This window comes from Flavobacterium gyeonganense, from assembly GCF_029625295.1.
Taxonomy (GTDB): Bacteria; Bacteroidota; Bacteroidia; order Flavobacteriales; family Flavobacteriaceae; genus Flavobacterium; species Flavobacterium gyeonganense.
This window is the reverse complement of the sequence record NZ_CP121112.1, coordinates 2,566,729-2,592,799: the sequence shown is the minus strand read 5'-3', so window position 1 is coordinate 2,592,799 and position 26,071 is coordinate 2,566,729. Positions and strand designations below refer to the sequence as shown.

General features: G+C 33.1%; 22 protein-coding genes and 1 pseudogene. 14 read left to right on the top strand and 9 right to left on the bottom strand.

Annotated elements, in window-relative coordinates; translation table 11 throughout:
- Positions 1-21: 21 nt before the first annotated feature.
- The 5 genes from P5P89_RS11305 to P5P89_RS11285 all read left to right on the top strand — a co-directional run bounded on the left by P5P89_RS11305 (position 22) and on the right by P5P89_RS11285 (position 4,948).
- Positions 22-477 (top strand): GAF domain-containing protein, encoded by a 456-nt coding sequence (locus P5P89_RS11305; protein WP_278008428.1) that lies wholly within the window; start codon positions 22-24, stop codon positions 475-477.
- A 33-nt stretch (positions 478-510) separates the two neighbouring features.
- Complete coding sequence (locus tag P5P89_RS11300; RefSeq protein WP_278008427.1) at positions 511-1,212, top strand: toxin-antitoxin system YwqK family antitoxin; 702 nt, start codon at positions 511-513, stop codon at positions 1,210-1,212.
- Between the two features lie 79 nt (positions 1,213-1,291).
- Positions 1,292-2,263 carry an energy transducer TonB gene (locus P5P89_RS11295; protein WP_278008426.1) on the top strand — a complete coding sequence of 324 codons (972 nt, stop codon included), beginning with the start codon at positions 1,292-1,294 and terminating at the stop codon, positions 2,261-2,263.
- 104 nt (positions 2,264-2,367) lie between these two features.
- Complete coding sequence (gene rpsO, locus P5P89_RS11290) at positions 2,368-2,634, top strand: 30S ribosomal protein S15 (RefSeq protein WP_008466503.1); 267 nt, start codon at positions 2,368-2,370, stop codon at positions 2,632-2,634.
- Positions 2,635-2,812: 178 nt separating this feature from the next.
- A complete protein-coding gene (locus P5P89_RS11285; protein ID WP_278008425.1) occupies positions 2,813-4,948 on the top strand; it encodes a polyribonucleotide nucleotidyltransferase in 2,136 nt (711 codons plus the stop codon).
- 89 nt (positions 4,949-5,037) lie between these two features.
- On the opposite strand, the gene P5P89_RS11280 is transcribed toward P5P89_RS11285, so the two are convergent.
- Together P5P89_RS11280 and P5P89_RS11275 are read right to left on the bottom strand one after the other, a co-directional pair.
- Positions 5,038-5,865, bottom strand: coding sequence for an LA_2272 family surface repeat-containing protein (locus P5P89_RS11280; RefSeq protein ID WP_278008424.1), 828 nt, complete (start codon positions 5,863-5,865; stop codon positions 5,038-5,040).
- Positions 5,866-5,911: 46 nt separating this feature from the next.
- Entirely contained in the window at positions 5,912-6,979 is a 1,068-nt protein-coding gene (locus P5P89_RS11275) for a fatty acid desaturase family protein (protein WP_278008423.1), read from the bottom strand.
- A 105-nt stretch (positions 6,980-7,084) separates the two neighbouring features.
- Here P5P89_RS11275 and P5P89_RS11270 point away from each other — a divergent pair, with 105 nt between their 5' ends.
- The 3 genes from P5P89_RS11270 (at position 7,085) to rpe (ending at position 9,853) form a co-directional block, all read left to right on the top strand.
- Positions 7,085-8,047, top strand: coding sequence for a hypothetical protein (locus tag P5P89_RS11270; protein WP_278008422.1), 963 nt, complete (start codon positions 7,085-7,087; stop codon positions 8,045-8,047).
- An 83-nt stretch (positions 8,048-8,130) separates the two neighbouring features.
- Positions 8,131-8,994, top strand: a complete 864-nt coding sequence (locus P5P89_RS11265; protein ID WP_007804760.1) for a sigma-70 family RNA polymerase sigma factor — start codon at positions 8,131-8,133, stop codon at positions 8,992-8,994.
- Between the two features lie 196 nt (positions 8,995-9,190).
- Positions 9,191-9,853, top strand: coding sequence for a ribulose-phosphate 3-epimerase (gene rpe / locus P5P89_RS11260; protein ID WP_278008419.1), 663 nt, complete (start codon positions 9,191-9,193; stop codon positions 9,851-9,853).
- Here rpe and P5P89_RS11255 read toward each other — a convergent pair.
- Positions 9,830-10,528 carry a DNA/RNA non-specific endonuclease gene (locus P5P89_RS11255; RefSeq protein ID WP_379680504.1) on the bottom strand — a complete coding sequence of 233 codons (699 nt, stop codon included), beginning with the start codon at positions 10,526-10,528 and terminating at the stop codon, positions 9,830-9,832. The genes rpe and P5P89_RS11255 overlap by 24 nt on opposite strands.
- A 159-nt stretch (positions 10,529-10,687) precedes the next feature.
- Complete coding sequence (locus tag P5P89_RS11250) at positions 10,688-12,874, bottom strand: carboxy terminal-processing peptidase (RefSeq protein ID WP_278008417.1); 2,187 nt, start codon at positions 12,872-12,874, stop codon at positions 10,688-10,690.
- A 183-nt stretch (positions 12,875-13,057) separates the two neighbouring features.
- Between P5P89_RS11250 and surE the strand changes: the two genes are divergently transcribed.
- Genes surE through P5P89_RS11225 form a run of 5 tightly spaced genes read left to right on the top strand, consistent with a single transcriptional unit; the run spans position 13,058 to position 17,843 of the window.
- Complete coding sequence (surE, locus tag P5P89_RS11245) at positions 13,058-13,837, top strand: 5'/3'-nucleotidase SurE (RefSeq protein ID WP_278008416.1); 780 nt, start codon at positions 13,058-13,060, stop codon at positions 13,835-13,837.
- Positions 13,830-14,102 carry a hypothetical protein gene (locus P5P89_RS11240; RefSeq protein WP_278008415.1) on the top strand — a complete coding sequence of 91 codons (273 nt, stop codon included), beginning with the start codon at positions 13,830-13,832 and terminating at the stop codon, positions 14,100-14,102. The genes surE and P5P89_RS11240 overlap by 8 nt, the downstream gene beginning before the upstream one ends.
- Positions 14,103-14,141: 39 nt before the next feature.
- Positions 14,142-15,260 (top strand): lipid-A-disaccharide synthase, encoded by a 1,119-nt coding sequence (lpxB, locus tag P5P89_RS11235; protein ID WP_278008414.1) that lies wholly within the window; start codon positions 14,142-14,144, stop codon positions 15,258-15,260.
- An 11-nt stretch (positions 15,261-15,271) separates the two neighbouring features.
- Entirely contained in the window at positions 15,272-15,751 is a 480-nt protein-coding gene (locus P5P89_RS11230) for a C40 family peptidase (protein ID WP_278008413.1), read from the top strand.
- A 52-nt stretch (positions 15,752-15,803) separates the two neighbouring features.
- Positions 15,804-17,843 (top strand): ComEC/Rec2 family competence protein, encoded by a 2,040-nt coding sequence (locus P5P89_RS11225; protein ID WP_278008412.1) that lies wholly within the window; start codon positions 15,804-15,806, stop codon positions 17,841-17,843.
- 3 nt (positions 17,844-17,846) lie between these two features.
- Here the strand turns inward: P5P89_RS11225 and P5P89_RS11220 are convergent, their stop codons facing one another.
- The 5 genes and pseudogenes from P5P89_RS11220 to P5P89_RS11200 form a co-directional block, all read right to left on the bottom strand.
- Positions 17,847-18,299 carry a thioredoxin family protein gene (locus P5P89_RS11220; RefSeq protein WP_223679160.1) on the bottom strand — a complete coding sequence of 151 codons (453 nt, stop codon included), beginning with the start codon at positions 18,297-18,299 and terminating at the stop codon, positions 17,847-17,849.
- A gap of 230 nt (positions 18,300-18,529) precedes the next feature.
- Positions 18,530-18,996, bottom strand: a pseudogene (locus P5P89_RS11215) (thioredoxin family protein).
- A gap of 45 nt (positions 18,997-19,041) precedes the next feature.
- A complete protein-coding gene (locus tag P5P89_RS11210; protein WP_278008411.1) occupies positions 19,042-20,847 on the bottom strand; it encodes a peptide MFS transporter in 1,806 nt (601 codons plus the stop codon).
- Positions 20,848-20,851: 4 nt separating this feature from the next.
- Positions 20,852-22,396, bottom strand: coding sequence for a peptide MFS transporter (locus tag P5P89_RS11205; RefSeq protein ID WP_278008410.1), 1,545 nt, complete (start codon positions 22,394-22,396; stop codon positions 20,852-20,854).
- A gap of 11 nt (positions 22,397-22,407) precedes the next feature.
- Entirely contained in the window at positions 22,408-24,579 is a 2,172-nt protein-coding gene (locus tag P5P89_RS11200; RefSeq protein ID WP_278008409.1) for a S9 family peptidase, read from the bottom strand.
- Between the two features lie 180 nt (positions 24,580-24,759).
- Between P5P89_RS11200 and P5P89_RS11195 the strand changes: the two genes are divergently transcribed.
- A complete protein-coding gene (locus P5P89_RS11195; RefSeq protein WP_278008408.1) occupies positions 24,760-26,058 on the top strand; it encodes a hydroxymethylglutaryl-CoA reductase, degradative in 1,299 nt (432 codons plus the stop codon).
- Positions 26,059-26,071 lie beyond the last annotated feature (13 nt).

Genomic DNA, 26,071 nt, shown 5'->3' with positions numbered 1-26,071 from the left:
TTTGTATAAAATTTTCACATCATGACATTTCAGGAATTACAGCCAAAAATTTCAGCTATTGCAGCTGAGACAAATACAACCAGAGACGAGAAATTACTTGCAGTCTGTCAGCTATTAAGCGAAAGTATAGACTATTATAATTGGGTTGGTTTTTATTTTGCTAATCATGATAACAAAACTTTACATTTAGGACCTTATGTAGGTGCAGAAACAGATCATACCGTTATTCCATTCGGAAAAGGTATTTGTGGACAGGTCGCTGAAAGCAATGCCAATTTTGTTGTACCGGATGTTAAGGCTCAGGATAATTATATCGCCTGCAGTTTTACTGTAAAATCAGAAATTGTTGTACCTTTATTTGTAAACGGAGTAAACATTGGACAAATTGATATTGACAGTCACGTAATAGACCCTTTTACAGAAGCTGACGAACGATTTTTAGAATTTGTAAATCAGGAAGTTGCCAAATTATTTTAGAAGTCCTATTTTTATTACAAAAAATAGATCTAAATGAAAAAAAGCCTTTTCATATTATTCTTTCTTTTAATTTCAGTTACTCTATCTGCACAAATTAACATGGTCTCGAAAAAAATTTTTCTTGACTCATTGTATCGTGAAACTACACCCGAAAACCAAATCTACACACGTGTCATTACAAACTATTCCCAAAAAAGCGTACGCTATGTGGTTACTGATTTTTATAAAAACGGAAGAAAGAAAATGACAGGCGCCACTCTAGACAGAGATATCCTGAAAAAAGATGGTGAATTTATCTATTACTACAAAAATGGCGCAAAGGAATCTGTTATAAATTATACTGACAATCATAAATCCGGAAAAGAAATCACCTGGTACGAAAATCAAAGCAAAAAGTGCGAGAAGCAGAATTCCTGGGATCCTAAAACAAAAACAGCTCAAACTTTAACCCTTAATTTTTGGAATGAAAACAAAGAACAAACCGTAGTTGATGGAAATGGAGAATATGAAAATACAGATAACTTTATAACAGAAAAAGGAACTATTAAAAATGGTTTAAAGCAAGGCATCTGGCAGGGAAGTGATGCCGAACGTAAAATTACATTTACTGAAAATTATGATAAAGGAATTTTAGTTTCAGGTGTAAGTGTAGATCAAAACAATGTCAAACTCTCTTATTCCACTTTGGCTGAAAAGCAATTTGGTAAAAAAACAACTCCAAAATCAATCAAATAATTCGCTCAATAATCTATTAAACAAGTTGTTAAATTGTATTAAAAATAATACATTCGCTTTTTAAATAACCCAAAAATTTATGAAATCGATTTTGTATTCTTTGTTATTTCTTATTATTCCAAAAATAGTTTTTTCGCAAGTTCCACAAAACAATGAATTAATCCTTTCTCCAGACGATAGTTTTATTTATTTAGACTCAACCGCCTCAGAAACCAAATCAAAAGATTACATGTATGTAAGAGTCGTGAAAGATGCTAAATTAAAAAAAGAAAATTATATTGTTCAGGAATATTATCGCTCAGGATCTTTACGAATGCAAGGAATTTCAACAACTTATACCGGAACCCCGAAAGAGGGCGAAGTAACCTATTATTATAAAAATGGCACAAAAAAATCAGTTACAAATTACATTAAAGGGCGAACTAATGGCAGAAGTACTGAATGGTACGAAGATGGAAACAAAAAACTTGAAGGAGAATATATTGAAGATAACAAAAAACGCACAACGAATTTTAAAATAAATGAATTTTGGGATAAAAATGGTGTCCAAAAAGTAACAAATGGAAACGGATTTTTCGAAGATACAGACGAAAATCAATCTTCAAAAGGAGCAGTAAAAAATGGATTTAAAGACGGAAATTGGGAAGGTTCGTCCCTAAACCCCAGACTTACTTATAAAGAAAAATATAATGAAGAAAAATTAATTTCTGGCGAAAGCTGGGACAGATACAATGTGTCTTACAAGTACACCGAAACTGAAATCAGACCGACACCAAAAGGAGGTATGTCAAGTTTTTATCAGTATGTTGGAAAAAACTATAAACTACCCAATATGCCTCAGGGTACTAAAGGAAAAATCTATGTTACATTTGTAGTTGACAAAGAGGGAAAAGTAACAGAGCCGAGAATTATTAAAGATATCGGTTACGGCACTGGAGAGGAAGCTTTACGAATTTTAAATAATTACGATGGTTTCAACCCGGGAGAACAAAGAGGACAAAAAATGAAATGCTTATACTCATTGCCCATTACTATTCAATCTGCAAATTAAAATAATTCATAATTTATAATTCATAATTCATAATTATTATTTATTTTTGCACCCGTCTTACAAAAGATGTACGACATACATAAAAATCATTAAATAATATTGGAATGTATTTAACTAAAGAAAAGAAAGAAGAAATTTTCGCACAACACGGTGGTGCAACAAACACTGGAAGCGCTGAAGGTCAAATTGCATTGTTCACTTACAGAATTTCACACTTAACTGAACACTTGAAAAAAAATCGTCACGATTATAACACTGAGCGTTCTCTTGTCCTATTAGTAGGTAAAAGAAGAGCTTTGTTGGATTACTTGAAAAAGAAAGATATCAACAGATATCGTGAGATTATCAAAGTATTGAATATCAGAAAATAATCAATATAGAAAAGAGGTGCGAGAGTGCCTCTTTTTGTTTTTACAAAATACAAGTCTTACAGGACTTTATACAAGAAAAAAAGTTTGGTTTTTCATTGGGTTTTAGATAACAACAACTACACACAACAACAACCACAACACAACTAAAACCCATTGTATAATCAAAAGGAAAAAATTTATGATTCCACAATTATTTGTAGAAAAAATCGATTTGGGTGATGGCAGAAGCATCACAATCGAGACAGGACGTTTAGCAAAACAAGCTGACGGCTCTGTAGTAGTAAGAATGGGAGATACGATGATACTTGCAACAGCAGTTTCGGCTCGTACCTCAAACCCAGGCGTTGACTTTTTACCATTAACGGTAGATTATCGCGAAAAATTTGCAGCAGCTGGTCGTTTCCCAGGAGGTTTCTTTAAGAGAGAGGCTCGTCCAAGCGACAGTGAAGTATTAACAATGAGATTAGTAGACCGTGTATTACGTCCGCTTTTCCCAGACGATTACCATGCTGAAACTCAGGTTATGATTCAATTAATGTCTCATGACGAAGAAGTTATGCCAGATGCTTTAGCTGGTTTAGCTGCTTCTGCGGCATTAGCAGTTTCAGATATTCCATTTTACAACTTAATTTCTGAAGTACGTGTTGCACGTATCGACGGAAAATTAGTGATCAACCCAAGCAGAGAAGATTTAGAAAGATCAGACATCGACATGATGATTGGTGCTTCTATGGATTCTGTTGCCATGGTCGAAGGTGAGATGAAAGAAATTTCAGAAGCTGAAATGATCGAAGCAATTAAATTTGCTCACGAAGCTATCAAAGTTCAAATTCAGGCTCAATACCGTTTGCAGGAAGCTTTTGGTAAAAAAGAAATTCGTACTTACGAAGGTGAGAAAGAAAACGAAGAAATTTACAAGAAAGTAAAAGCTGCTGCATACGATAAAATTTATGCTATTGCAAAAGTTGGATCGGCTAAACATGAAAGAGGAGCTGCATTTGCTGAAGTAAAAGAAGAAGTAAAAGCTTTATTTACCGAAGAAGAATTAGCTGCTGACGGAGATTTAGTTTCTAAATATTTCTACAAAACAAACAAAGAAGCTGTTCGTAATGTGGTTTTAGAATTAGGAGTTCGTCTTGATGGTAGAAAAACTACAGACATCAGACCAATCTGGTGTGAAACTGATTATTTACCAAGAGTACACGGTTCGTCTTTATTTACACGTGGAGAAACTCAGGCTTTGGCCACAGTAACTCTTGGAACTTCAAGAGAAGCTAACCAAATCGATTCTCCATCTGAACAAGGTGAAGAGAAATTCTACTTACACTACAACTTCCCTCCTTTCTCTACTGGTGAAGCAAAACCACTAAGAGGAACTTCAAGAAGAGAAGTTGGTCACGGTAACTTAGCTCAAAGAGCATTAAAAAATATGATTCCTGCAGATTGTCCTTATACAATTCGTGTTGTTTCTGAAGTTTTAGAATCTAACGGTTCTTCTTCTATGGCAACAGTTTGTGCCGGAACAATGGCATTATTGGATGCCGGAGTTCAAATGGTAAAACCAGTTTCTGGTATTGCTATGGGATTAATTACTGACGGTGACAAATTTGCTGTATTGTCTGATATTTTAGGTGATGAAGATCACTTAGGAGATATGGACTTTAAAGTAACGGGGACTGCTGACGGTATCACGGCTTGCCAAATGGATATCAAAATTGATGGTTTACGCTACGACATTATGGAGCAGGCTTTGGCTCAGGCACGTGACGGACGTTTGCATATTTTAGGAAAAATAACGGAAACTATTGCAGCTCCAAGAGCTGATGTAAAAGCACACGCGCCAAAAATCATTACCAGAACTATTCCTGGAAACTTTATTGGAGCATTGATTGGACCTGGTGGAAAAGTAATTCAGGAATTACAAAAAGCTACCGGAACTACAATTGTGATCAACGAAGTGGATGAACAAGGTGTTATCGAAATTTTAGGTACAGATCCTGTTGGAATTGAAGCAGTATTAGCAAAAATTGCTTCTATTACTTTCAAACCACAAATGGGAGAAGCTTATGAAGTGAAAGTAATCAAAATGCTTGATTTTGGAGCTGTTGTAGAATATACTGCCGCGCCAGGAAATGAAGTATTACTTCACGTATCTGAACTAGCCTGGGAACGTACTGAAAACGTTGCAGACGTAGTTAAAATGGGAGATGTTTTCCAAGTGAAATACTTAGGAGTTGATCCTAAAACCAAAAAAGAAAAAGTGTCTAAAAAAGCACTTGTTCCTAGACCTCCGCGTGAGGAGAAAAAAGAGTAATCAGATCTTAGTTTACTAAAGGTTTATTCATAGAAAACCCCAAATTCATTTATCTGAATTTGGGGTTTTTCGATTCAATACGTTTCTTTTTATTTCTTAAACTGCCAGTTAAAAAAAGGAAGTTTACGCTTTCCATTTGTATTCCAAAGCCCAAATTGCACTCCTCGCAATTCTTTAGAATTATTAAACAGACCAATCTGAATTCCATTATGTCTTCGTGAAACATTCGAAAGCCCAATCTGAATTCCATTCCCAAAATCAGATAAATTAGCTAAACCTGAAATACTTAACCCGTTGAAATTTTTAGTATTTAATATCCCGCCAACAGAAAAACCATTCATTTTATTCATCCCTGAAAATATTGAAATATTGATTCCTCTCACTTCTGCCCCTCCCATAAAACCACCCGAACTCACATTTAATCCATTTACTTTTATATAACTTTTTATGTTGTCATCAAAAAAAGCGACATTGCTTATAACATTGTCATTAATCCCCACAAATAATGACTCAAATGGAACATTTATAGAAAAAGAAATGAGAGCTAATGATATAGGACTGGCCTCAATATTTAGCCCATTAATTACCTGGAGTGTAATATTTTGATTTTCAAAATGACCAGCACCCAGAGCAAAACCATTTACTTTATTAACTCTTTTAGAAATTGGCGACAAACTGAAAATTTTAATACTGTCATTTCTTAAATTATTATCAGATTTCCATCTGAAATAATCCAGCTTTATTTCTTTTACATCTAATATTACAGAAGAATCTAAAGCAATATTGTTTACCTGTGTATGATCTGTCACTTTTGAAAAATTATGCTGTCCAAAACTCAACACACTGAACATTATTATAATTAAGGTATATTGAGATCTTCCTGGTTTTAAAACTCCTTTTTTATTTAATGTTTTCATGATTTTTTATTTTAATCAAACATTAAAACCTTTTCTTATTATAAAATTAACGCTTGCCCATTTTGTGTAAATGCTTAAAATGCGAAAACATCATTTCAAATAAAGTCTTATGGTGATACGGCTGTTTGAATTCTTTTGTCGTATGTTCAATTATTTTATTTATTTCACTGTAGTTCGTGTGGCAGATATTAGGAAAGAGATGATGTGCCGCATGGCAATTTGACCCACCGCTTAAAAACCTTGCCCAGCCTTTATCGGCATCCCAATCACAACTAGTGTATAATTGATGAACCGCCCAGGTATGCTCAAGAAATTCTCCTTCAGGCTGTGGATAATCTGCTCCATCAAAAAAATGCGTCCCCACAAGCATTATAATAAACACCATCGATGTAAAAGCACTAGCGGTTAGAAAAGTCAGCACAATAAAAGTCCAGGAAAAGTCAGCGTACAATAACGGAAGTACTAACACTAAAGAAAAATAAAACACTTTATACAGTAAAAATCTAAAGTATAATTCAGCCTTTGAAACTCCTCGTTTCATCCAGTCGTATTCATCTGAAAACAAATACACCCAATCGCTCATAAAAACAGAATGTAGTAAAGTAAACATATAAACAAATGGCGCATAATATGCCTGATATTTATGCTTTGGTTTCCAGGGATGCGTTGGGCTCAGCCTCAAAAATGGATTTTTATCTATATCAATATCACTCCCTTCAACATTTGCATACAAATGATGGGATCGAATATGTCTTAATCCCCAAAGTAAAGGATCAATTCCTACTGTCAGAAAACTAAAAAAGTGTAAAACTGAATTTGCTCTTTTATTTCGGAAAGCTGTGTTATGAGAAGCATCATGACCAAAACTAAATCCGATCAATAATCCTGACAATTGAAAAACTACATATAAAAGCCAAAAAATAGTTTTATTACTATTCAGGAATAACAACGAATACGACGAGTAGCAGATTAGAGTCCAAAACAACCCTTTAAACCAAAATCCTGCATCTCCATGCGAAACGGTTTTATCTTTGAGTTTATCATTAACTTTTTCTTTTAAAGCAAGAAAAAATAGCTTTTCATCTGCCGATTTATTGAAATATTTAGCTTTCATAATTATTGATTATTTTAAATTACAGAGCAAACCTATTGCAATTATCACATCTGTATTTGCAAAAACTAATAAAAGTATTTTCTATATTTGTGATTATCACAAATTATGAAGCATCAGGAATCTTTTTTAAAAGCAATTAGAAGTAAAGTTTCTAAGTCTGATTCGTTAATAGACGAAATCGCCGCTATCCTGGAAATCAGTTACGATGCATCACACCGAAGAATCTCCCAAAAGAGTAAATTCTCTATCGACGAAACCATCAAACTAGCTAGTCATTACAATATTTCTTTGGACAATTTATTTTCGAAAAAAGAAAAGGTCATTGTCGAAAAAACAATTGAGATTGAAACCTTAAAGGACATGCTGCAGTATTTCAAATCATCTGCTGAACAGATAGCATTTTTAACCAAAAATCCAAAAACAACCTTGTTTTATTCCGCGAAAGACATTCCGCTATTTTATTTTATGGACGGTACAATTTTATCAAAATTTAAAGCTTTTGTATGGTTAAATCTTTTAAACACAAGCCAAAAGAAAGTTACTTTTGAAAATTTCGTAATCGATGAATCTTTTTCGGAATACATGCAAACACTAAAAAAAACGTATGAAAATGCTAGCGTAAATGAAGTTTGGAATGACACTACCATTAACAGCAGTTTACAGCAAATTTTATACTTTTATGAATCAGGATTACTGAATCTGAAAAGTGCAAATGCATTATGCAAAGACTTAAAAAGGATTGTAAATTTAATTCAGGAAAAATGCAATGCTTCTAATGCTAATTTTGCCCTCTATTATAATGAACTCATATTGTTAAATAACAATATGATGATAGAAACTCCTGAAAAACTTACCATGTTTGTTCCATATACCCTGCTGGGATATTTCATTACTGATAATGAAGAAAGCTGCAAGAATGTACATCAGTTTTTCAAACAACAAATCATTAATTCAAAACCGTTAGGGCAATCCGGTATTAAAGAGCAAAACTTATTTTTTAACCGGGCAATCCGAAAAATAGATTATTATCTGGAAAGAATAAATTCTCAGGTAGATTTATTATTTTAAAAAATATTTTTATTTATTGTAACTTTTTTGATACTCCTTACGTATAATCATTTGTACACTTTAAAAAATAGGGAGACAACAACATGAGACAACTTAAAATCACCAAGCAGGTAACCAATCGTGAAACTGCATCGTTAGACAAATATCTACAAGAAATTGGAAAAGTTGACCTAATTACCGCTGATGAAGAGGTAGAATTAGCACAAAGAATAAAGGCCGGTGATCAAAGAGCATTAGAAAAACTAACAAAAGCCAATCTACGTTTCGTAGTATCTGTGGCCAAACAATATCAAAATCAAGGATTAACACTTCCTGACTTAATTAATGAAGGAAACTTAGGTCTTATTAAAGCCGCTCAACGTTTCGATGAAACTCGTGGTTTCAAATTTATCTCTTATGCAGTTTGGTGGATTCGTCAATCGATTCTTCAGGCATTGGCTGAACAATCCCGTATTGTTCGTTTACCATTAAACAAAATTGGTTCTATCAATAAAATCAACAAAATGTATGCTTTATTAGAGCAATCTAACGAGCGCCCGCCTTCTGCTGAAGAAATTGCAAAGGAACTTGATATGACTGTAAACGATGTAAAAGAGTCTATGAAAAACTCTGGACGTCACCTATCAATGGATGCCCCTCTTGTTGAAGGAGAAGATTCTAACCTTTATGACGTATTACGTTCTGGAGAATCTCCAAATCCGGATAGAGAATTAATTCACGAATCTCTTCGTACTGAAATCGAGCGTTCCTTAGAAACATTAACTCCAAGAGAAGCTGATGTTGTTCGTTTGTATTTTGGACTTGGTGATCAGCATCCGATGACTTTGGAAGAAATCGGAGAAACTTTTGACTTAACCCGTGAGCGTGTGCGTCAGATTAAAGAGAAAGCAATTCGTAGATTGAAACACACTTCGAGAAGTAAAATCCTTAAAACCTATTTAGGTTAAACAATATTTGTTTCAGGTTAAAGTTTCAGGTTACTTTTTGTAACTTGACACATGAAATATGAAACCTTTGTAACGCAAACAACAGTTTGATTGACTGTTCGTTTTTTGATTGATGATTGAAACTCCGGCTGATTACCGGAGTTTTTTATTTTTTATAATTACCTTTGCAAAAAATAACGCATCACAACTAACAACAATGAAAAACACTCTTATTGCTCCTTCTGTTCTTGCAGCTGATTTTGCCAATTTACAACGTGATATTGAAATGATTAATAATAGCCAGGCTGACTGGTTTCATATTGATATTATGGATGGAGTTTTTGTTCCTAACATTTCTTTTGGAATGCCTGTTTTAGAAGCAATCTCAAAACATGCAAACAAAACAATCGATGTACACCTAATGATTGTCGATCCTGACCGTTACATCAAAACTTTTGCAGATCTCGGAGCCAATAATTTAACAGTACATTACGAAGCCTGTACCCACTTACACAGAACTTTACAAGCTATTAAAGCCGAAGGAATGAAAGCGGGTGTTGCAATCAATCCTCACACAAATATAGATTTATTAGAAGATGTAATAAATGACATTGACTTAGTTTGTATTATGAGTGTAAATCCTGGTTTTGGAGGCCAGTCGTTCATAGAAAACACTTATGACAAAGTAAAAAAACTAAAAGCATTAATTAATCGTAAAAACGCTTCAACACTAATCGAAATTGACGGCGGTGTAACCAATAAAAATGCAAAACAATTAACAGAAGCAGGAGCTGATGTATTAGTTGCAGGAAGCTTTGTTTTTAAAGCAGAAAACCCAATAGCAACTATTGCCGATTTAAAAGTCCTTACCGCTTTTTAAGTTTTTTAAATTAGGGAAGAAATCAATTCCGGTCATTTTTTCTAAAGTTTCAACGGGAACTACAAACTCGTAAATTCCCTTTTGGCTTTTTTCATTCGGAATCAAAAAAGCAATTGCCTTGTGTTCCTTTCCTGATTTAGCCAAAACAATTTTATAAAAATATTTAGGAACAGAAACCTTTTCTGTTCCTATTTTTTTATCAGAATCCCTTAAAATTCCTCCGGTAACTACATAAATAGCATTATACTTTCCAGCCCAATAACGAACTTTATTTTCTAGACGATTCCAGATTCCGCTATTAAATTCATGGTTCTGAGGTGAAATATTCGAAGTATAAAATGTATCGTCGTATGCTTTTTTATCAAACTCCATATCTCCTGCAGGGCAAAGATGCCCTTTATCGTATCCGGATTTTTTGTAATTCCTCCAGTCTGCCGATCTGGTGGTCACCTTCGGGTCTTCAATAAAATAAGGCCTTTTAAAATCATTATCTTTCAAATACTCTTTCTTTAATTCATATGCCACCCATTCTGCCTGTTCAAATTTTTCATTGTATGACAAAGTATAATAATCATGTTTTACAATTTGCTTTGTTGTAGAAGTTGGAAGATAATCAACAGTATAACCTGATTGAGAAATATTTTGTTTGTAATCAACCAATATATTTTGAGCCATCAATACTTTATTTTCATCTTTTTTACAAGAGATTACACAAAATGTAATTAAAAATAAACCGAGTATTTTTTTCATGTATGTAATTAAATATGTTTTCAAAAAAAGCTCCATAAATCAAGAAATATGGAGCTTTAACTTTTTATGTAAGTACAATTAATATTAAGACTTAACAACTTTGTCTTTTTTTAATTTAGAGGAATTGGTTTGCTTATTAACATTACCTTTAGGCTGTAGATCGTCTAATACATTTAAAGCCTCCTCAACATATATGTCTTTTGACAAAGCCTTATGCCATGCTTCTCTTTTTTCTTTTAAAGAAGCATCTTTAGCTATTTCAAGATTTTCATAAGGCAATGATTTAAAAACCAGATTATTTTTATAATCAGCAATTGGTTTGTATTTTTTGCCTTCGCTTTCAACTTGCTCCTGTGTGGCTTTGAAATTTTTAATATTTAAGCTGTATGTGTTTTCTTTGTTTTTAACATCAATCCATTTCGCATTATCCTCTATTAATTTAAACTGAGGATTTTGAGCAATTCTAATTTTACTATTGGATATCGCCTGACTAAAGTTTTCATTTGAATTCCATACATTATAGTTTGCAGGATCAATTTTATCCCAAGGCATTGCATTATCCATATCGCGCTCACCCATTTTTAAATAAGCGTAACGATCCGGCATGACAACATCGCTTTTTACTCCTTCAAGTTGAGTTGAACCTCCATTGATTCTATAAAACTTTTGAGCAGTTGCTTTCAAGGCTCCAAAATCACCAAAATCACTATTACGAACAAACTGATTCAAATCGATAACAGTCTGAACAGTACCTTTTCCATACGTTTGTTTACTACCAATGATTACACCTCGTTTGTAATCCTGAATTGCTGCTGCCAATATTTCAGATGCTGAGGCAGAAAAACTGTTTACCATTATTACCAATGGTCCATCCCACTCAATTTTTTTATCTTTATCGTATAAAACCTCTTTCTTTTTGCCCGCTGATTTTACCTGAACAATTGGACCTTCTTCGATAAAAAGCCCTGCAATATCAACTACAGTCGAAAGTGATCCGCCACCATCATCACGCACATCAAGTACAATTCCGCTAATATTTTCTTTTTTAAGTCTTTCAACTTCCAGCGCAATATCTTTACCCGCATCGCGGCCGTCTTTGTTTTCAAAATCGATATAAAATTTAGGTAAATAAATTACACCATATTTCAATCCGTTTTTTTCAACAATACTTGACTTAGCGTATGTTTCTTCTATCTCAACTACATCTCTGATAATTGAAATAACTTTGATACTTCCGTCTACCTTTTTAACAGTAAGTCTTACTTCTGTACCTTTATGCCCTTTGATTTTTTTCACAACATCATCCAGACGCATACCTACTACATCTACAGGCTCTTCCTTTCCTTGTCCTACCTTCAGTATCAAATCGCCTGATTCAAGCTCCTTTCCTTTCCAGGCCGGACCACCGGAAATCAATTCATCAATTTGTGTGAAATCGTTTTTCTTAGTCAAACGGGCTCCAATTCCTTCTAATTTTCCACTAATATTTACATCAAAACGATCTTTTTCTTCTGGTGCAAAATAGCTGGTGTGCGGATCAAAACGAGTCATTATTGAGTTTACATAAACAGAAAACCAATCTTGCTTATCTAGATCTTTTATTAAACTAAAATTATCATCCAATGATTTAAGAGAACTTTCACGTGTTTCTTTCTCTAAAGCTTCAAAAGATTTTACTTTATATGACGGATCTGTTTTCTTTTTATCTTCTTCTAACTTTTGCTTTGTTACCAAAGAAGAAAGAGTTGATAATTTAATCTGCATTCTCCATCTTTCATTAATTTCAGTAGTACTTTTTGCATATGGGATTTTTTCATAATCTGCATTAAAAGTTTCATCAATATTATAATTGAATGGCTGTGCTAAAATCGTTTTATATCTTTTTTTGCTTTCTTCCATACGTTTCATTAATCTGGCATAAGTAAGATTAAAAAACGTCAAATCCTTGTTGATGAACTGATCATCCAGCATTAATTCATACTGTCTGAATTCATCAATATCAGACTGCAGAAAAAATCTTTTTGAGGGATCCAGCGCATCAATATAATCTTTGAAAATTCCTTTTGAAAATTCATCATCAATTGGCGGCGGATTATAATGCCCTTTTTCTATAACAAATGCCAATATTTCTAAAAGCATTTTATCTTTATTAGGATCCGGATCTACAGTTTTATCTGCATTAACCTTGAAAGCAAACAAGGTTACAGACAAGCATAATACGGCTATAAGGATTTTATAATTTCTTTTCATAAATTTAATAATAGCATTCATCAATTTTTTTCTCTAAGTTATAGTAAAAATCAAGCCAATAAAGCCAACCCTTCTATAATTTTTTGTTAAAGATATAAAAATCTTTCAATCACTAAAAACATTGATAATTTAGTTGACAAATTTTAATTTATTTGTTGGTATTCTATGAAAATCTGTACCTACATTTGTGTTAAATCTTTATTTATGAAAACTAAAAAGCCTTTAATATTAGTTACCAACGATGATGGCATTACTGCTCCTGGTATAAGAAGTTTAATAGAAATTATGAAAACTATTGGAGAGGTAATTGTTGTTGCCCCCGATAAACCTCAAAGCGCAACCGGGCACGCTATTACTATAAACAATACTTTATACCTTAACAAAATATCTAAAGAAAATGATCCGATTACAGAATATAGTTGCTCAGGAACTCCTGTAGATTGCGTAAAATTAGCCGTAAATGAAATTTTGAAAATGAAACCTGATTTATGTGTATCCGGAATCAATCACGGTTCAAATTCTTCTATAAATGTAATTTATTCCGGAACCATGAGTGCGGCTGTTGAAGCAGGTATTGAAGGAATCCCTGCTATAGGCTTTTCATTATTGGATTATAACTGGAACGCAAATTTTGAGCCCGCCAAAACATTTATAAAAAAAATAGTTTTGGAAACTCTTGAAAAAAAATTACCACAAGGCGTGGTTCTAAATGTTAATATTCCAAACCTGAAAGAAAAAGAAATCAAAGGCATTAAGGTCTGCAGACAGGCAAAAGCAATGTGGGTAGAAAAATTTGATAAAAGACAAACGCCTTTTGGAAAGGACTATTACTGGCTTTCTGGCGAATTTGTAAATCAGGATAAAGGAGATGACACAGATGAATGGGCGTTAGAAAATGGCTATGTTTCTGTAGTTCCTGTTCAGTTTGATTTGACTGCCCATCATGCGATTCAACAACTAAATACATGGAATTTAAATGAATAAAAAAGACATACTAATTGGCTTCATTGTCGGAATTTTGACTTCTTTAATTGGAACTTGTTTGTTCATTACTTTTTTTACAGATTTTGATATTCTATATGCAATCAAGACCATTAAAGAGAATGGCTATTTAGGAAAAGTAATTACATTAGGTACCACTTTAGATCTTGCTGTTTTTGCAATTTTGTTAAAAAGGAATAAAGAATCTATGGCAGGAGGCGTCATCTTTGCAGTGATTGTTTTGGCATTCTCAACTTTACTGATTTAAGTTACTATCTTTGTGTTCCTTTAAAAAAATACTAAAAGTATGAAATACTACATTATTGCAGGCGAAGCTTCTGGTGATTTACACGGTTCTAATTTAATGAAAGCCTTATATCAAGAGGATCCTGAAGCTGAAATTAGATTTTGGGGAGGGGATTTAATGCAAAAAGCAGGCGGAACTTTAGTAAAACACTATCGTGAATTGGCTTTTATGGGCTTTGTTGAAGTCGTTTTTAATTTAAAAACGATATTAAACAATATTAAATTCTGCAAAAAAGATATTTCAGAATTTCATCCTGACGTTATCATTTTTATTGATTACCCGGGATTTAATATGCGAATTGCTAAATGGGCAAAAACATTGCATTATAAAACACATTATTACATTTCACCTCAAATTTGGGCCTGGAAAGAAAGCCGGATTACAGCAATAAAAAATGATGTAGATAAAATGTTCGTAATTTTACCTTTCGAGAAAGGCTTTTACGAAGACAAACATGGTTTTCCGGTAGAATTTGTCGGACATCCTTTAATTGATGCTATTCATAATCAGCCTGCTTTCGATGAAGTTATTTTTAGAAAAGAAAATCAATTAAGTGATAAGCCAATTATTGCGGTCTTACCTGGCAGCCGAAAACAGGAAATCACAAAAATGCTAGCCGTGATGTTAAGCGTTGTTGATGATTTTAAAGATTATCAATTTGTCATTGCCGGTGCTCCCAGTCAGGATTTTGAATTCTACCAGCAATTTATTTCAAGTAAAAACATCAAATTCATTTCGAATAAAACGTATGATTTATTACGTTCTTCAAGAGCCGCTTTAGTTACTTCAGGAACTGCAACTTTAGAAACTGCACTTTTTAAAGTTCCTGAAGTAGTTTGTTATAAAGGAAGCTGGGCATCGTATCAAATCGCGAAAAGAATTATTACTTTAAAATATATCTCACTGGTTAATTTGATTATGGATGAAGAAGTCGTAACCGAATTAATTCAAAATGAATGTAACACAAAAAGAATCAAAGAAGAATTACAAAAATTATTAGATCCGGATTATCGTAAGGAAATATTAAAAAAATATAATCTTTTAGAACAAAAGCTTGGAGGAATTGGAGCCAGTAAAAAAACAGCCAGTCTTATTGTCGCTGATTTAAAAAAACAATAAAAATTTTCATTTTGAAAAAGGCATTTTTACTAATACTGTTTCCTATTTTGTTGATATCATGTAAAACAGGTTCAATCTCAAATAAAGAATCTAAAAAAGACACAAAATATGTAGTAAATAAATTAATTGAAACTGCAACTAATAATATTGGAGTTGTTTATAAACCTGCTGGCACTACAAAAGCTGGTTTTGATTGCTCAGGTTTAGTCTTTTCTACTTTCAAAACAGAAAATATTGAACTTCCCAGAAGTTCTTACGAACAATCGAAAATTGGAAGAGTAATAAAATTCGATGATGCAAAAAAAGGGGATTTAATTTTCTTTAAAACCAACAAAAGCAAGCAAATTAATCATGTTGGGCTTATAACAGAGGCAAGTCGTGATGAAATAAAATTTGTCCACTCCTCAACTTCAAAAGGAGTAATTATTTCGTCAACAAAAGAGAATTATTATAAAACTTCATTTGTTCAGATCAACAGAATACTCGAATAGTTTTAATTAAAAAAAATGATAATTTTCTTACATTTTTTAATACTTTTACATTATGAAAGTATTAAATTACCCTTTGAGTAAAATCACCATTTTTTTTATAATTGGCATTCTAGCTGGTTATTATTTAAATCCTGATTTACTTTATATAAGTTTTGCTCTTTTTTCAGCCTTACTATCTCTTATAACTTCTTACTTCTTATCACAAAAGAAAAAGAAACTTGTAACGTTTTATACCCTGAATACTTACTTGGCAGCATTTTTTATTGGCTGCCTCACCTTGTTATTTCATACGGAGTCTTTACAAAAAACAAATTACACAAATTGCAAAAATGTTTTTGAAAAGCCACAACAAATAACATTCTGCCTGCGTGAGAAATTAAAAGGCAATGACTATAACGACAGATACATAGCGATCATTAGCCGAATTGAAAATCAAAATTACACAGGAAGAATTATTGTAAATATCCAAAAAGACACCTTACCTAACTCACTTTTAATTGGGAACACAATTCGTTTAAAAACTACATTACAGCAAAATAGCAGTCCCAAAAATCCGAACCAGTTCGACTATGCCCGGTATCTGAAAGACAAACAAATTTATGCGCAGGTTTTTGCTACTAAATCGGAAATAAAAATTAATAAAACAATAAAAAAAGACATTTGGTATTACACGGCAAAATTACACTCTAGGATTGTAAATAACCTTAATAAGCAACATTTTGCTCCTACTGAAATGAATGTTGCTTTAGCTCTTATCCTGGGTCAAAGACAAGAAATATCTTCTGAAATTATTCAGGATTATCAATTTTCTGGTGCTACACATATCCTTTCGGTTTCAGGGTTGCATGTCGGTTTTATAATGTTACTGATTGGTTTTGTTCTAAAGCCAATTGGAAATACACGAAAAGGCTCTTTTATAAAACTAATTGCCATTCTGACGGCTCTATTTATCTTTGCAATAATTTCAGGTTTATCCCCTTCTGTACTGCGTTCAGTAGTCATGTTTTCATTTCTTGCGATTGGCAATCATCTTCGAAGAAGCGACAATACTTATCATACTTTATTAGTTTCCCTTTTTTTGATATTACTTTTTGAACCCTATTTTTTATTTGATGTAGGTTTCCAACTAAGTTATCTGGCATTATTTTTTATTATTTGGCTCCAGCCTGTATTAAAAAATATATGGAACCCTAAAAACAAAATTGTAATGAACATCTGGAATGTTTTGACGGTTTCGTTTGCAGCACAAATTGGCACTTTGCCACTCTGTTTATATTATTTTCATCAGTTTCCCGGATTATTTTTTGTGACCAATATTGTTATTATCCCGATTTTATCTGTCGTAATGATTGTTGGGATATTGGTAATGATTTTAGCCGTTTTTAATGCCACTCCGGAATTTCTGATTCAAATTTTAGAAAAAAGCATTTACCTCTTAAATAAGGTTATTCATATTGTAGCTTCATTTGATTCTTTTGTAATAAAGGACATTAGTTTTAACAATTACTATTTATTTTCATTTTACTTATTTATAACGTTTGCCATTATTTGGATAAAAAAACCAACCTATTTAAAACTATGTTGGACATTATCAGCTGTAATTATTTTACAAATCTCATTTATAATGACTAAAAAAGATATCCAGAGCCAACAGGAAATTATTATTTATAACATGAAAAAAGAAACAATCATTTCTGTAAAAAAAGGAGAAAACATTACTTTGATGGGTAATAAAGATTTTTTGAAGAAAACATCAAAAAACGGTATTTTGAATTCCTATCTGGTTGGCAATTTTAGCTCTTTAAAAAAGAAAATACAAATCAAAAACACACTATATTTTAATAACAATAAGATTTATATTATTGATAGTACAGGAATTTATCAGGATAAAATACAACCTGACATTTTACTTTTAATTCAGTCACCAAAAATTAATCTGGATCGGATTTTAAAAACATTACATCCTAAGATAATAATTGCTGATGCATCAAATTCATATACTATTCAAAAACATTGGAAAGAGAGTTGTTTAAAACAAAAAATCCCTTTCCATCCAACGAATGAAAAGGGATTCTACAAAATATTGAATTAAATTTTATTCGCTTGGATGTAAAATTGCATCCGATTCAGAAATCCATGCTTTTGCACCTCCGGGCTTATATCCAATTTTGCCCAGTGCCTGAAATGTTGTCTTACTTTTTCTAATAGAAGCGTTTGCAAAACAAACTTCTGGCAAATCCTGAACACCAAATGCATTTTTAAGTTTTACATTTTGTTCTTTATCAGCATCCGATGCATTGATGTCAGATAAATCTAATTTAACCAAAATGACATTATCTCTTGACCATACTGCAAAGTCAGGAGTTTTAAAAACTTCATTCTGAAGATTCGTTGGTGCACTTGAAGAAGTAAAAAAGATCAACATTGGTTTATTTTCTTCGTTGCTTGCAGTTATTGCAGCTTCCATAGTTGTCTTCCAAACTATATTTTGGGCTTGGAAAGTTAGTGACCCTAAAAACAAAATTAGCAGGAGTATTTTTTTTATCATAGTATAAAGATTTGGTTTGTTAGCAAAACGAAATTAACATTATATTTTAATTCTGCAAGGTTTTTTAGCATTAAAATTATATAATATGTTTTTTTAAATACAATATTTTATTAAAATCAAATACAACCTAAAAGAATTAAAAAAATGAGATAATTTTTCCTACTAAACAAAAAAAATCCTCTCGCTTTATTTATGCGAGAGGATTCATAATATTGTGAGAAATATATTTTTTACATTTTTTGTGATTTAAGTATTCCGTCAGCAACTGCCAGCCAGGCTGTTGGGCCACCAGCAACATAACCTGTATTGCCAAGACCTTTGAAGTTTACTTTTCCATCTTTGCTTTCGGCATTTGTGAAATATACGGTTGGAAAACCCTGTATGCCAAACGCTTGTTGTAATTCGGCATTTTGATTTTTAATTTCCGGGGTTTGGGCTGTTCTTCTAGGATAATCCAACTCTACCAAAATTACATTTTCCTTCGCCCATTTTTGAAATTCGGGTGTTTTCAGCACTTCATTTTGCAAACGGATACACCAGCCACACCAGTCACTTCCCGTAAAAAACATCATCAAAGGTTTTTTTCTTTATTGCTGATTGCTATTGCTTCCCTAACATCTGTGTGCCAGTTTAAATCCTGAGCTTGTAAAGCAAGAGATCCTATTATAAAGAAAGCTAGTATAAATATTTTTCTCATTTGGTTTTTAATTTTTTTCAAATTTAAACAAAATAATAAACTTGGTTATCGCACACCATGCATTAATTTCTTAATCACAGGAGTCATTAAAATTGAAAATAAAGCAACCAAAATTGATATAATAGTGAGCATCCAAAAGAAATAACTTAATCCATGCTCATTGGCTATTTTATCAATATTCTCTCCGAACATACCGGCACCTTTCATACCTATCGCTACTGCTAAATACCAAACACCAAACATAAAAGCAATCATACGGGCAGGAACCAATTTACTCACATATGACAGCCCTACAGGAGAAATGCAAAGCTCTCCCATAGTGTGAAAAAGATAAACCAGAATCAGCCAAATCATACTTACTGAAGCCGTTTTTGCACCCGGTTCTATACCATTGGCACCAAATGCAACACAAGCCATTCCTAATGCCAGTAAACCCATTCCGATTCCATATTTTAAATTCGCTGAAGGGTTGTATTTACTCTCCCACCATTTAGAAAATAATGGTGCTAATGAAATAATAAATAGCGAGTTTAGAGTTGAAAACCAAGTTGCAGGAACTTCTGTTAAGGGAACTGTTACCTTATCAATTTTTAACGCCAGTAATGTCTCATCTGATAATGTCAGAAATCCAGCTGTGTAATAATCTTTAACTAGCATCCAGATTGCTATTGCCCAAATGATTACAAAACTAATACTCAAAATAATATTAGCGATAGCATATAATTTAAAAGTCTGCTTAAACAATAAAATCAGAACCCAGGTTATAATCATCAAAGGCAAAACCGTTATTAATGAATTCACAACTAAAAATATAACGCTCCAGTTGCCAACCAAAACACGGTCTGTGTAATCACTGGCAAAAATGGTCAAACTGTTTGGAGATTGTTCAAAAATTGCCCAAAAGAAAATAGTCAGAAAAGCAAAGAAAGTAACTGCTATCAATTTTTCCTTCGTAATTTTAGAATATTGAGTAAATCTGTAAACCAGCAAGAAGATAAAAACAATTAAGGCAGAAAGTATCGCAATTGAATTTCCGTTATCACCCAAAAAAGAAAAAATGTTTATTTTACCTCCTGATATTTTTGCTGCAGGATCACTTACAAGCCATAATAAAGCTACAATTGAAGAGAAGGCTATTGCTGCTAATTGTAATGGCGAAAAAGGATTTCTTTTATCTGTATCCAAAGCTTCAGCTTTTGCCTTACTTTCTTTGCTTGGTTTTAAGCCAATATCTCCAAAAATATTTTGAGAAAGCCAAAACTGAAGCATTCCAAAGAACATAAATATCCCCGCCAGTCCGAAACCATAACTCCAACCCACTTTTTCTCCCAGATATCCACAAAGCAAAATTCCAAAAAAGGCACCTGCATTTACACCCATATAAAATAATGTATACGCTCCGTCTTTCTTTTCAGGACGGTCTTTATACATTTCTGAAACTATTGAAGTCATATTTGGTTTAAAAAAACCATTCCCAAAAACAAGTAATACTAATCCCAGATAAATTGAAAATTCAGTTTCAACAGCCATCGAAGCATGTCCTAAGGTCATTAGTACTGCTCCTACGACTACGGCCCATCGAAAACCTATTACTTTATCTGCGAAATATCCTCCAAGCATGGTAGACAGATAAACTAATCCTACATATGAACCAAAAAGAGCAGAAGCATTTTCACGAGTCCATGCCCAACCGCCATCAATAAACGAAGTGGTTAAAAATAAGATCAGTAATGAGCGCATTCCGTAAAACGAAAAACGTTCCCACATCTCTGTAAAAAATAAAACGAATAAACCCGCAGGATGTCCTAAAACGGTACTTTTAAAAAATTGATCTGTATTGTTCTGACTCATTTAATTAATTATTTAATTCCTTATCAACTCCGTGCATTAACTTTTTAATTAGTGGAGAAAGTGCTAATAAAGCAATTCCGAAACCTAACCCTGTGTAAAAAAGATATTCAAAAAGCACCAGATAACTCTGTTTGGCCAGATTTAAGTCAGGAGCTGTACCATTAGACGTATCAACTGAAGCAATATTTGCCAAAATAGAGGCAATAAATTCTGAACTGGCAGTTGCTAAGAACCAGACTCCCATCATGAACCCTACAATTTTTGCCGGAGATAATTTTGTAACAGCAGAAAGTCCAACTGGAGACAAACATAATTCACCACAAGTATGCAAAAAGTAAGTAAGTATTAACCAAATCATAGCTACTTTTCCGAGTCCGGATAAACTAATCCCTAAAACCAAAGAACCAAAACCTAATCCCACCAGTAGTAATGCCATAGAAAATTTCACTGCTGTATTTGGATTATATTTTCCAAGTTTTACCCATAACCATGCAAAAACAGGAGCTAATAATATAATAAACAAGGCATTAAAACTTAAAAACTGTCCTGCAGAAATAGTGTGCTCAAAAAAGTCTCTATCCAAAATCCTGTCTGCAAATAAATTTAATGATGTGTAAGCCTGTTCAAACAGTGCCCAGAAAATCACTGTAAAAACAATCAAAATTGTCAAAGCGATCAATTGTTCCCTGGCTTTTTTATCTAATTGTGTAATGCTATAATAAACAATATAAACAAACGAAGCAGCCCCGGCAATCATTAAAGAATATGAGACAACTTCATGTCGTTGTACCATTTGCCAAAAAACTAATGCTGATAAAACGCTCACAGCATAAATAATCCATTCGTTTTTTAATCCAAAGGATTTCTTTTCTAATAATTCCGGTACTTTTGATTCTCCTTTTCCTTTCAACAATTTCCTTCCTGAAATAAAAGTCAACAAACCGAAAAACATCCCTACACCAGCAGCACCAAATCCGTAACTCCACCCATATTTTTCTCCAAGCCATACACAAATTAAAGTAGCTAAGAAAGAACCCAGATTTATCCCCATATAAAACAAAGTAAATCCTGAATCTCTTCTTTTATCACCTACTTCATAAAGTTCTCCTACCAATGAAGATATATTCGCTTTAAGAAAACCGACACCAACAATTATAAGAGACAGTGAGAAATAAAATATCTGTAATGCCACATCGTCTCTTGTAATTTCTCCTGTAACTGATTGTGTAGCAGCATTACCCTCATAAGCCATTCCAAGATGTCCTAATACCAACATTATTCCTCCAAAAACAATAGCCTTACGAAAACCTAAATACCGGTCCGCAATAAAACCTCCAATTACAGGGACAGCATATACAAGTGCTGCATAACTTCCAATTAACAGATTCCCGTTTACATCAGTAAAAAGATGGTAACGTGTCAGATAAAAAATCAACAAAGCCTTCATTCCATAAAATGAAAAACGTTCCCACATTTCTGTAAAAAATAATATAAAAAGCGCCTTTGGATGTCCAAAAAATTCTTCCTTTTTTATTGAGTTATTTGCCATAAAGCGATCTATTATAAATTTTCTTTAATAAAGTTAGTCATTTTATTATAAAGCTGAATTCTGGTTTTTCCGCCATAAATACCATGATTTTTGTCCGGATATATCTGAGAATCGAATTGCTTATTTGCCTGAATTAACGCTTCCATCATTTGCATTGAATTTTGCACATGAACGTTATCATCACCAGAACCGTGAATCAAAAGGAATTTTCCTTTTAATTTATTTACGTGGTTGATTGGAGAATTATTATCATATCCGCTTGCATTTTCCTGGGGTGTCTGCATATATCTTTCGGTATAAACGCTGTCATAAAAACGCCAGTTGGTTACCGGAGCAACGGCGATTGCCATTTTGAAAACATCGGCTCCCTGAAAAATACAGTTTGAAGCCATAAACCCGCCATAACTCCATCCAAAAATTCCAATTCTCGAAGCATCTACATATGGATAAGCACCTATTACTTTCGCAGCATCAATTTGATCTTCTACCTCAAATTTCCCTAATTCTTTTTGTGTTACTTTTTTAAAATCAGCACCTTTAAAACCTGTCCCTCTTCCATCAACACAAGCTACAATATAACCTTGCTGTGTAAGCGAAAGAAACCAGTAATCATCAGTATTGTTCCAGTCATTATTTACCTGTTGAGATCCAGGACCAGAATATTGGTACATAAAAACAGGATATTTTTTAGAAGGATCAAAATCTTTTGGTTTTAAAATCCAGGCATTTAATTCATTTCCTTTAGCTGTTTTTAAAACAAAGAATTCTTTTTTGGGCAGATTGTAAGCTTCCAATTTAGCAGCCAGAACCTTATTATCTTCAATTACCTGAATTTCTTTTCCGGTTTTCGCTTCATTTAAAGTATAAGTTGTAGGCTGTAAATTACTTGAAAAAGTAGTAATAAAATATTGGAAATTTGGACTGAAAGTCGCTGCACTTGTACCTGTTTTAGCAGCAAGAGCAATTTTATTTTTTCCATCTAATGAAATACGATAAACGGCTCTGTTGATAGAACCATTTTCTGTAGACTGGTAGAAAATAGTTTTTGTTTTTTCATCGAAACCGTAGTATGAAGTAACTTCCCAGTTTCCTTTTGTAACCTGATTTTTAAGTTTCCCGGCTTTATCATAAACATAAATATGATTAAATCCGTCTTTTTCGCTGGTCCAGATAAAACCATTATCTTTTAAGAATGTCAAATTATCTGTAACATCAACATAAGCCTTGTCTTTTTCATTTAGAACTACTTTTGCGGCAGCTGTGTTTCCATCAATAAATAGCAAATCAAGATTATCCTGGTGTCGGTTTAAAACCTGAGCTGATAAAACATTGTTATCATTTGTCCATTGCAGCCTTGCGATGTAAAAATCATTATACTTTGTTAAATCAACTTTCTTAGTGCCATTTGCGGCTATATCAAAAATATGCAAAGAAACTTCTGAATTTTTTTCTCCTGCCTTAGGATATTTAAATGTTTCGATTGTTGGATATAAATCTTTATGAAACATAGACATCGAAAATTCCGGAACCTGACTTTCATCAAAACGAATGTAGGCTACTTTTTTACTGTCTTTACTCCAGTCAAACGCCCGGACAAAAGCAAACTCTTCTTCATAAACCCAATCCGTAATACCGTTTATAATTTTGTTTTTCATGCCATCAGTAGTAATTGCTGTCGATTTTTTTGAAGCTACATCATATACATAAAGATTATTTTCTTTAGCATAAGCAATTTTAGTACCATCCGGCGAAAAAGTGGGTTCCTGAATCTGAAAGTCGAAAAGTTTCGTTAAAGATTTAGAAGCGATATCATATAAAAAATAATCTGCTGTAAATGAATGACGAAATATCTGATTGGAATTACAGGCAATTAAAATCTTTTTTTCAGAAGCATCAAATGTATAGCTGTCAATTCCGTCTGCAAGTTCAGTATGATTTTTTGTATCTATTAAATTGGATACTTTTTTAAGAGTGGCAAAATCATATAAATCAATCTGCATACTTCTGCTCGCCTGATCAACATTTAAAACCGTATATTGATCTGATTTTTTTAAAGACTGCAATTCGTCCATCCCTTTGGCCCGAAAAGCTCCACTGTAAATATTTTCTATAGTTATTTTTTGTTGTCCAAAAGCGGCAGCAATTAAAAATAAAAGCATTACAGTAATTTTACCTGAATTCATCTAGTAGTATTTAAATATAAAAAGAGCCCAATTTTAGTAAAAAAAACGAACATAATACACATTTTAATTGTTAAATGTTAAAAAAATAAAGTTTGGACTTATTTCACATTTTAAAAAACATTTCAAATAAAAGTCTTAAAATGGTATCTTTGCTCCTATATACTACTTAATATACTGAGAATGAATAACGCTGTTGCCGGATTTTCTAAATTATCCAAAAAAGAAAAAATTAACTGGATTGCAAAAGAATTTTTTTCAAATCCTGAAGAGGCACAAAATATAATAAGAAATTACTGGAATTCAGATGAAAAGCTTCAACAGCTGCATGATGAATTTATTGAAAACACCATTACAAATTTATACATTCCGCTTGGAGTTGCCCCAAATTTTCTGATTAATGGCAAATACAAAACGATTCCAATGGCAATTGAAGAAAGTTCTGTTGTTGCTGCGGCATCAAAATCTGCAAAATACTGGGCAACACGTGGCGGCTTCAAAGCAACGGTAATCGATACTGAAAAAATTGGACAGGTTCATTTTACTTTTAGCGGAGATGCTCAAAAACTAGAAGAATTATTTAACCAAATAAAGCCAAAATTCTTTTCTGACACCCAAAGCATTACTAAAAACATGCAGCAGCGTGGCGGGGGAATTCTGGATATCCAATTAAAAGACAAGAGAAATTTGCTTGAGAATTATTTTCAGCTACACGCCACTTTTGAAACGAAAGACAGCATGGGAGCAAATTTTATCAACTCTTGTCTGGAACAATTTGCCACTACTCTAAAAGAAGAAGCTCAAAACGCAGATATGGATGTTAGGGTTATTATGAGTATTTTGTCCAATTATGTCCCAAACTGTATTGTGAGAGCAGAGGTTTCCTGTCCGGTCGAAGATTTAACAGAAAAACATATTAGCAATCCACGGGATTTTGCCGAACGTTTTGTACAGGCTGTACAAATCGCCGAAGCAGAGCCGTTCAGAGCCGTAACACATAATAAAGGTATTATGAATGGTGTCGATGCTGTAGTTTTGGCAACAGGAAATGACTTCAGGGCAGTTGAAGCTGCTGTTCATGCGTATGCTTCAAAAAATGGACAATATTCAAGTTTATCCCACGCTAAAATAGAAAAAGGAATTTTTACTTTCTGGCTCGAAATTCCTCTGGCTCTGGGAACAGTTGGCGGATTGACTTCATTACATCCATTAGTAAAATTGTGTTTAGAAATTTTGCAGAAGCCCTCTTCCAAAGAATTAATGGAGATTGTTGCCGTAGCAGGTTTGGCGCAAAATTTTGCTGCTTTGCGTTCCCTTACTACAACCGGCATTCAGGAAGGCCATATGAAAATGCACCTTAATAATATAATTAACCAATTTGAAGCCACTGAAGAAGAGCGTCATTTAATTAAGGCACATTTTAAAAAAACTGCCATATCTCATAGTGCTGTAGTAGAATTTATTGAAAATTTACGAAAGTAATAGAAGCTATTCC

Bases quoted from the DNA above. Each gene is read 5' to 3' on its own strand.
- P5P89_RS11255 (WP_379680504.1), bottom strand. From the start codon at position 10,528: ATGGCTCAAAATATATTGGTTGATTACAAACAAAATATTTCTCAATCA.
- P5P89_RS11195 (WP_278008408.1), top strand. From the start codon at position 24,760: ATGAATAACGCTGTTGCCGGATTTTCTAAATTATCCAAAAAAGAAAAA.
- surE (WP_278008416.1), top strand. From the start codon at position 13,058: ATGAAAACTAAAAAGCCTTTAATATTAGTTACCAACGATGATGGCATT.
- rpsO (WP_008466503.1), top strand. From the start codon at position 2,368: ATGTATTTAACTAAAGAAAAGAAAGAAGAAATTTTCGCACAACACGGT.
- P5P89_RS11270 (WP_278008422.1), top strand. From the start codon at position 7,085: ATGAAGCATCAGGAATCTTTTTTAAAAGCAATTAGAAGTAAAGTTTCT.
- P5P89_RS11265 (WP_007804760.1), top strand. From the start codon at position 8,131: ATGAGACAACTTAAAATCACCAAGCAGGTAACCAATCGTGAAACTGCA.
- lpxB (WP_278008414.1), top strand. From the start codon at position 14,142: ATGAAATACTACATTATTGCAGGCGAAGCTTCTGGTGATTTACACGGT.
- P5P89_RS11295 (WP_278008426.1), top strand. From the start codon at position 1,292: ATGAAATCGATTTTGTATTCTTTGTTATTTCTTATTATTCCAAAAATA.
- P5P89_RS11285 (WP_278008425.1), top strand. From the start codon at position 2,813: ATGATTCCACAATTATTTGTAGAAAAAATCGATTTGGGTGATGGCAGA.
- P5P89_RS11210 (WP_278008411.1), bottom strand. From the start codon at position 20,847: ATGAGTCAGAACAATACAGATCAATTTTTTAAAAGTACCGTTTTAGGA.
- P5P89_RS11205 (WP_278008410.1), bottom strand. From the start codon at position 22,396: ATGGCAAATAACTCAATAAAAAAGGAAGAATTTTTTGGACATCCAAAG.
- P5P89_RS11275 (WP_278008423.1), bottom strand. From the start codon at position 6,979: ATGAAAGCTAAATATTTCAATAAATCGGCAGATGAAAAGCTATTTTTT.
- P5P89_RS11240 (WP_278008415.1), top strand. From the start codon at position 13,830: ATGAATAAAAAAGACATACTAATTGGCTTCATTGTCGGAATTTTGACT.
- P5P89_RS11300 (WP_278008427.1), top strand. From the start codon at position 511: ATGAAAAAAAGCCTTTTCATATTATTCTTTCTTTTAATTTCAGTTACT.
- P5P89_RS11225 (WP_278008412.1), top strand. From the start codon at position 15,804: ATGAAAGTATTAAATTACCCTTTGAGTAAAATCACCATTTTTTTTATA.
- P5P89_RS11250 (WP_278008417.1), bottom strand. From the start codon at position 12,874: ATGAATGCTATTATTAAATTTATGAAAAGAAATTATAAAATCCTTATA.
- P5P89_RS11200 (WP_278008409.1), bottom strand. From the start codon at position 24,579: ATGAATTCAGGTAAAATTACTGTAATGCTTTTATTTTTAATTGCTGCC.
- P5P89_RS11220 (WP_223679160.1), bottom strand. From the start codon at position 18,299: ATGATAAAAAAAATACTCCTGCTAATTTTGTTTTTAGGGTCACTAACT.
- P5P89_RS11305 (WP_278008428.1), top strand. From the start codon at position 22: ATGACATTTCAGGAATTACAGCCAAAAATTTCAGCTATTGCAGCTGAG.
- P5P89_RS11280 (WP_278008424.1), bottom strand. From the start codon at position 5,865: ATGAAAACATTAAATAAAAAAGGAGTTTTAAAACCAGGAAGATCTCAA.
- rpe (WP_278008419.1), top strand. From the start codon at position 9,191: ATGAAAAACACTCTTATTGCTCCTTCTGTTCTTGCAGCTGATTTTGCC.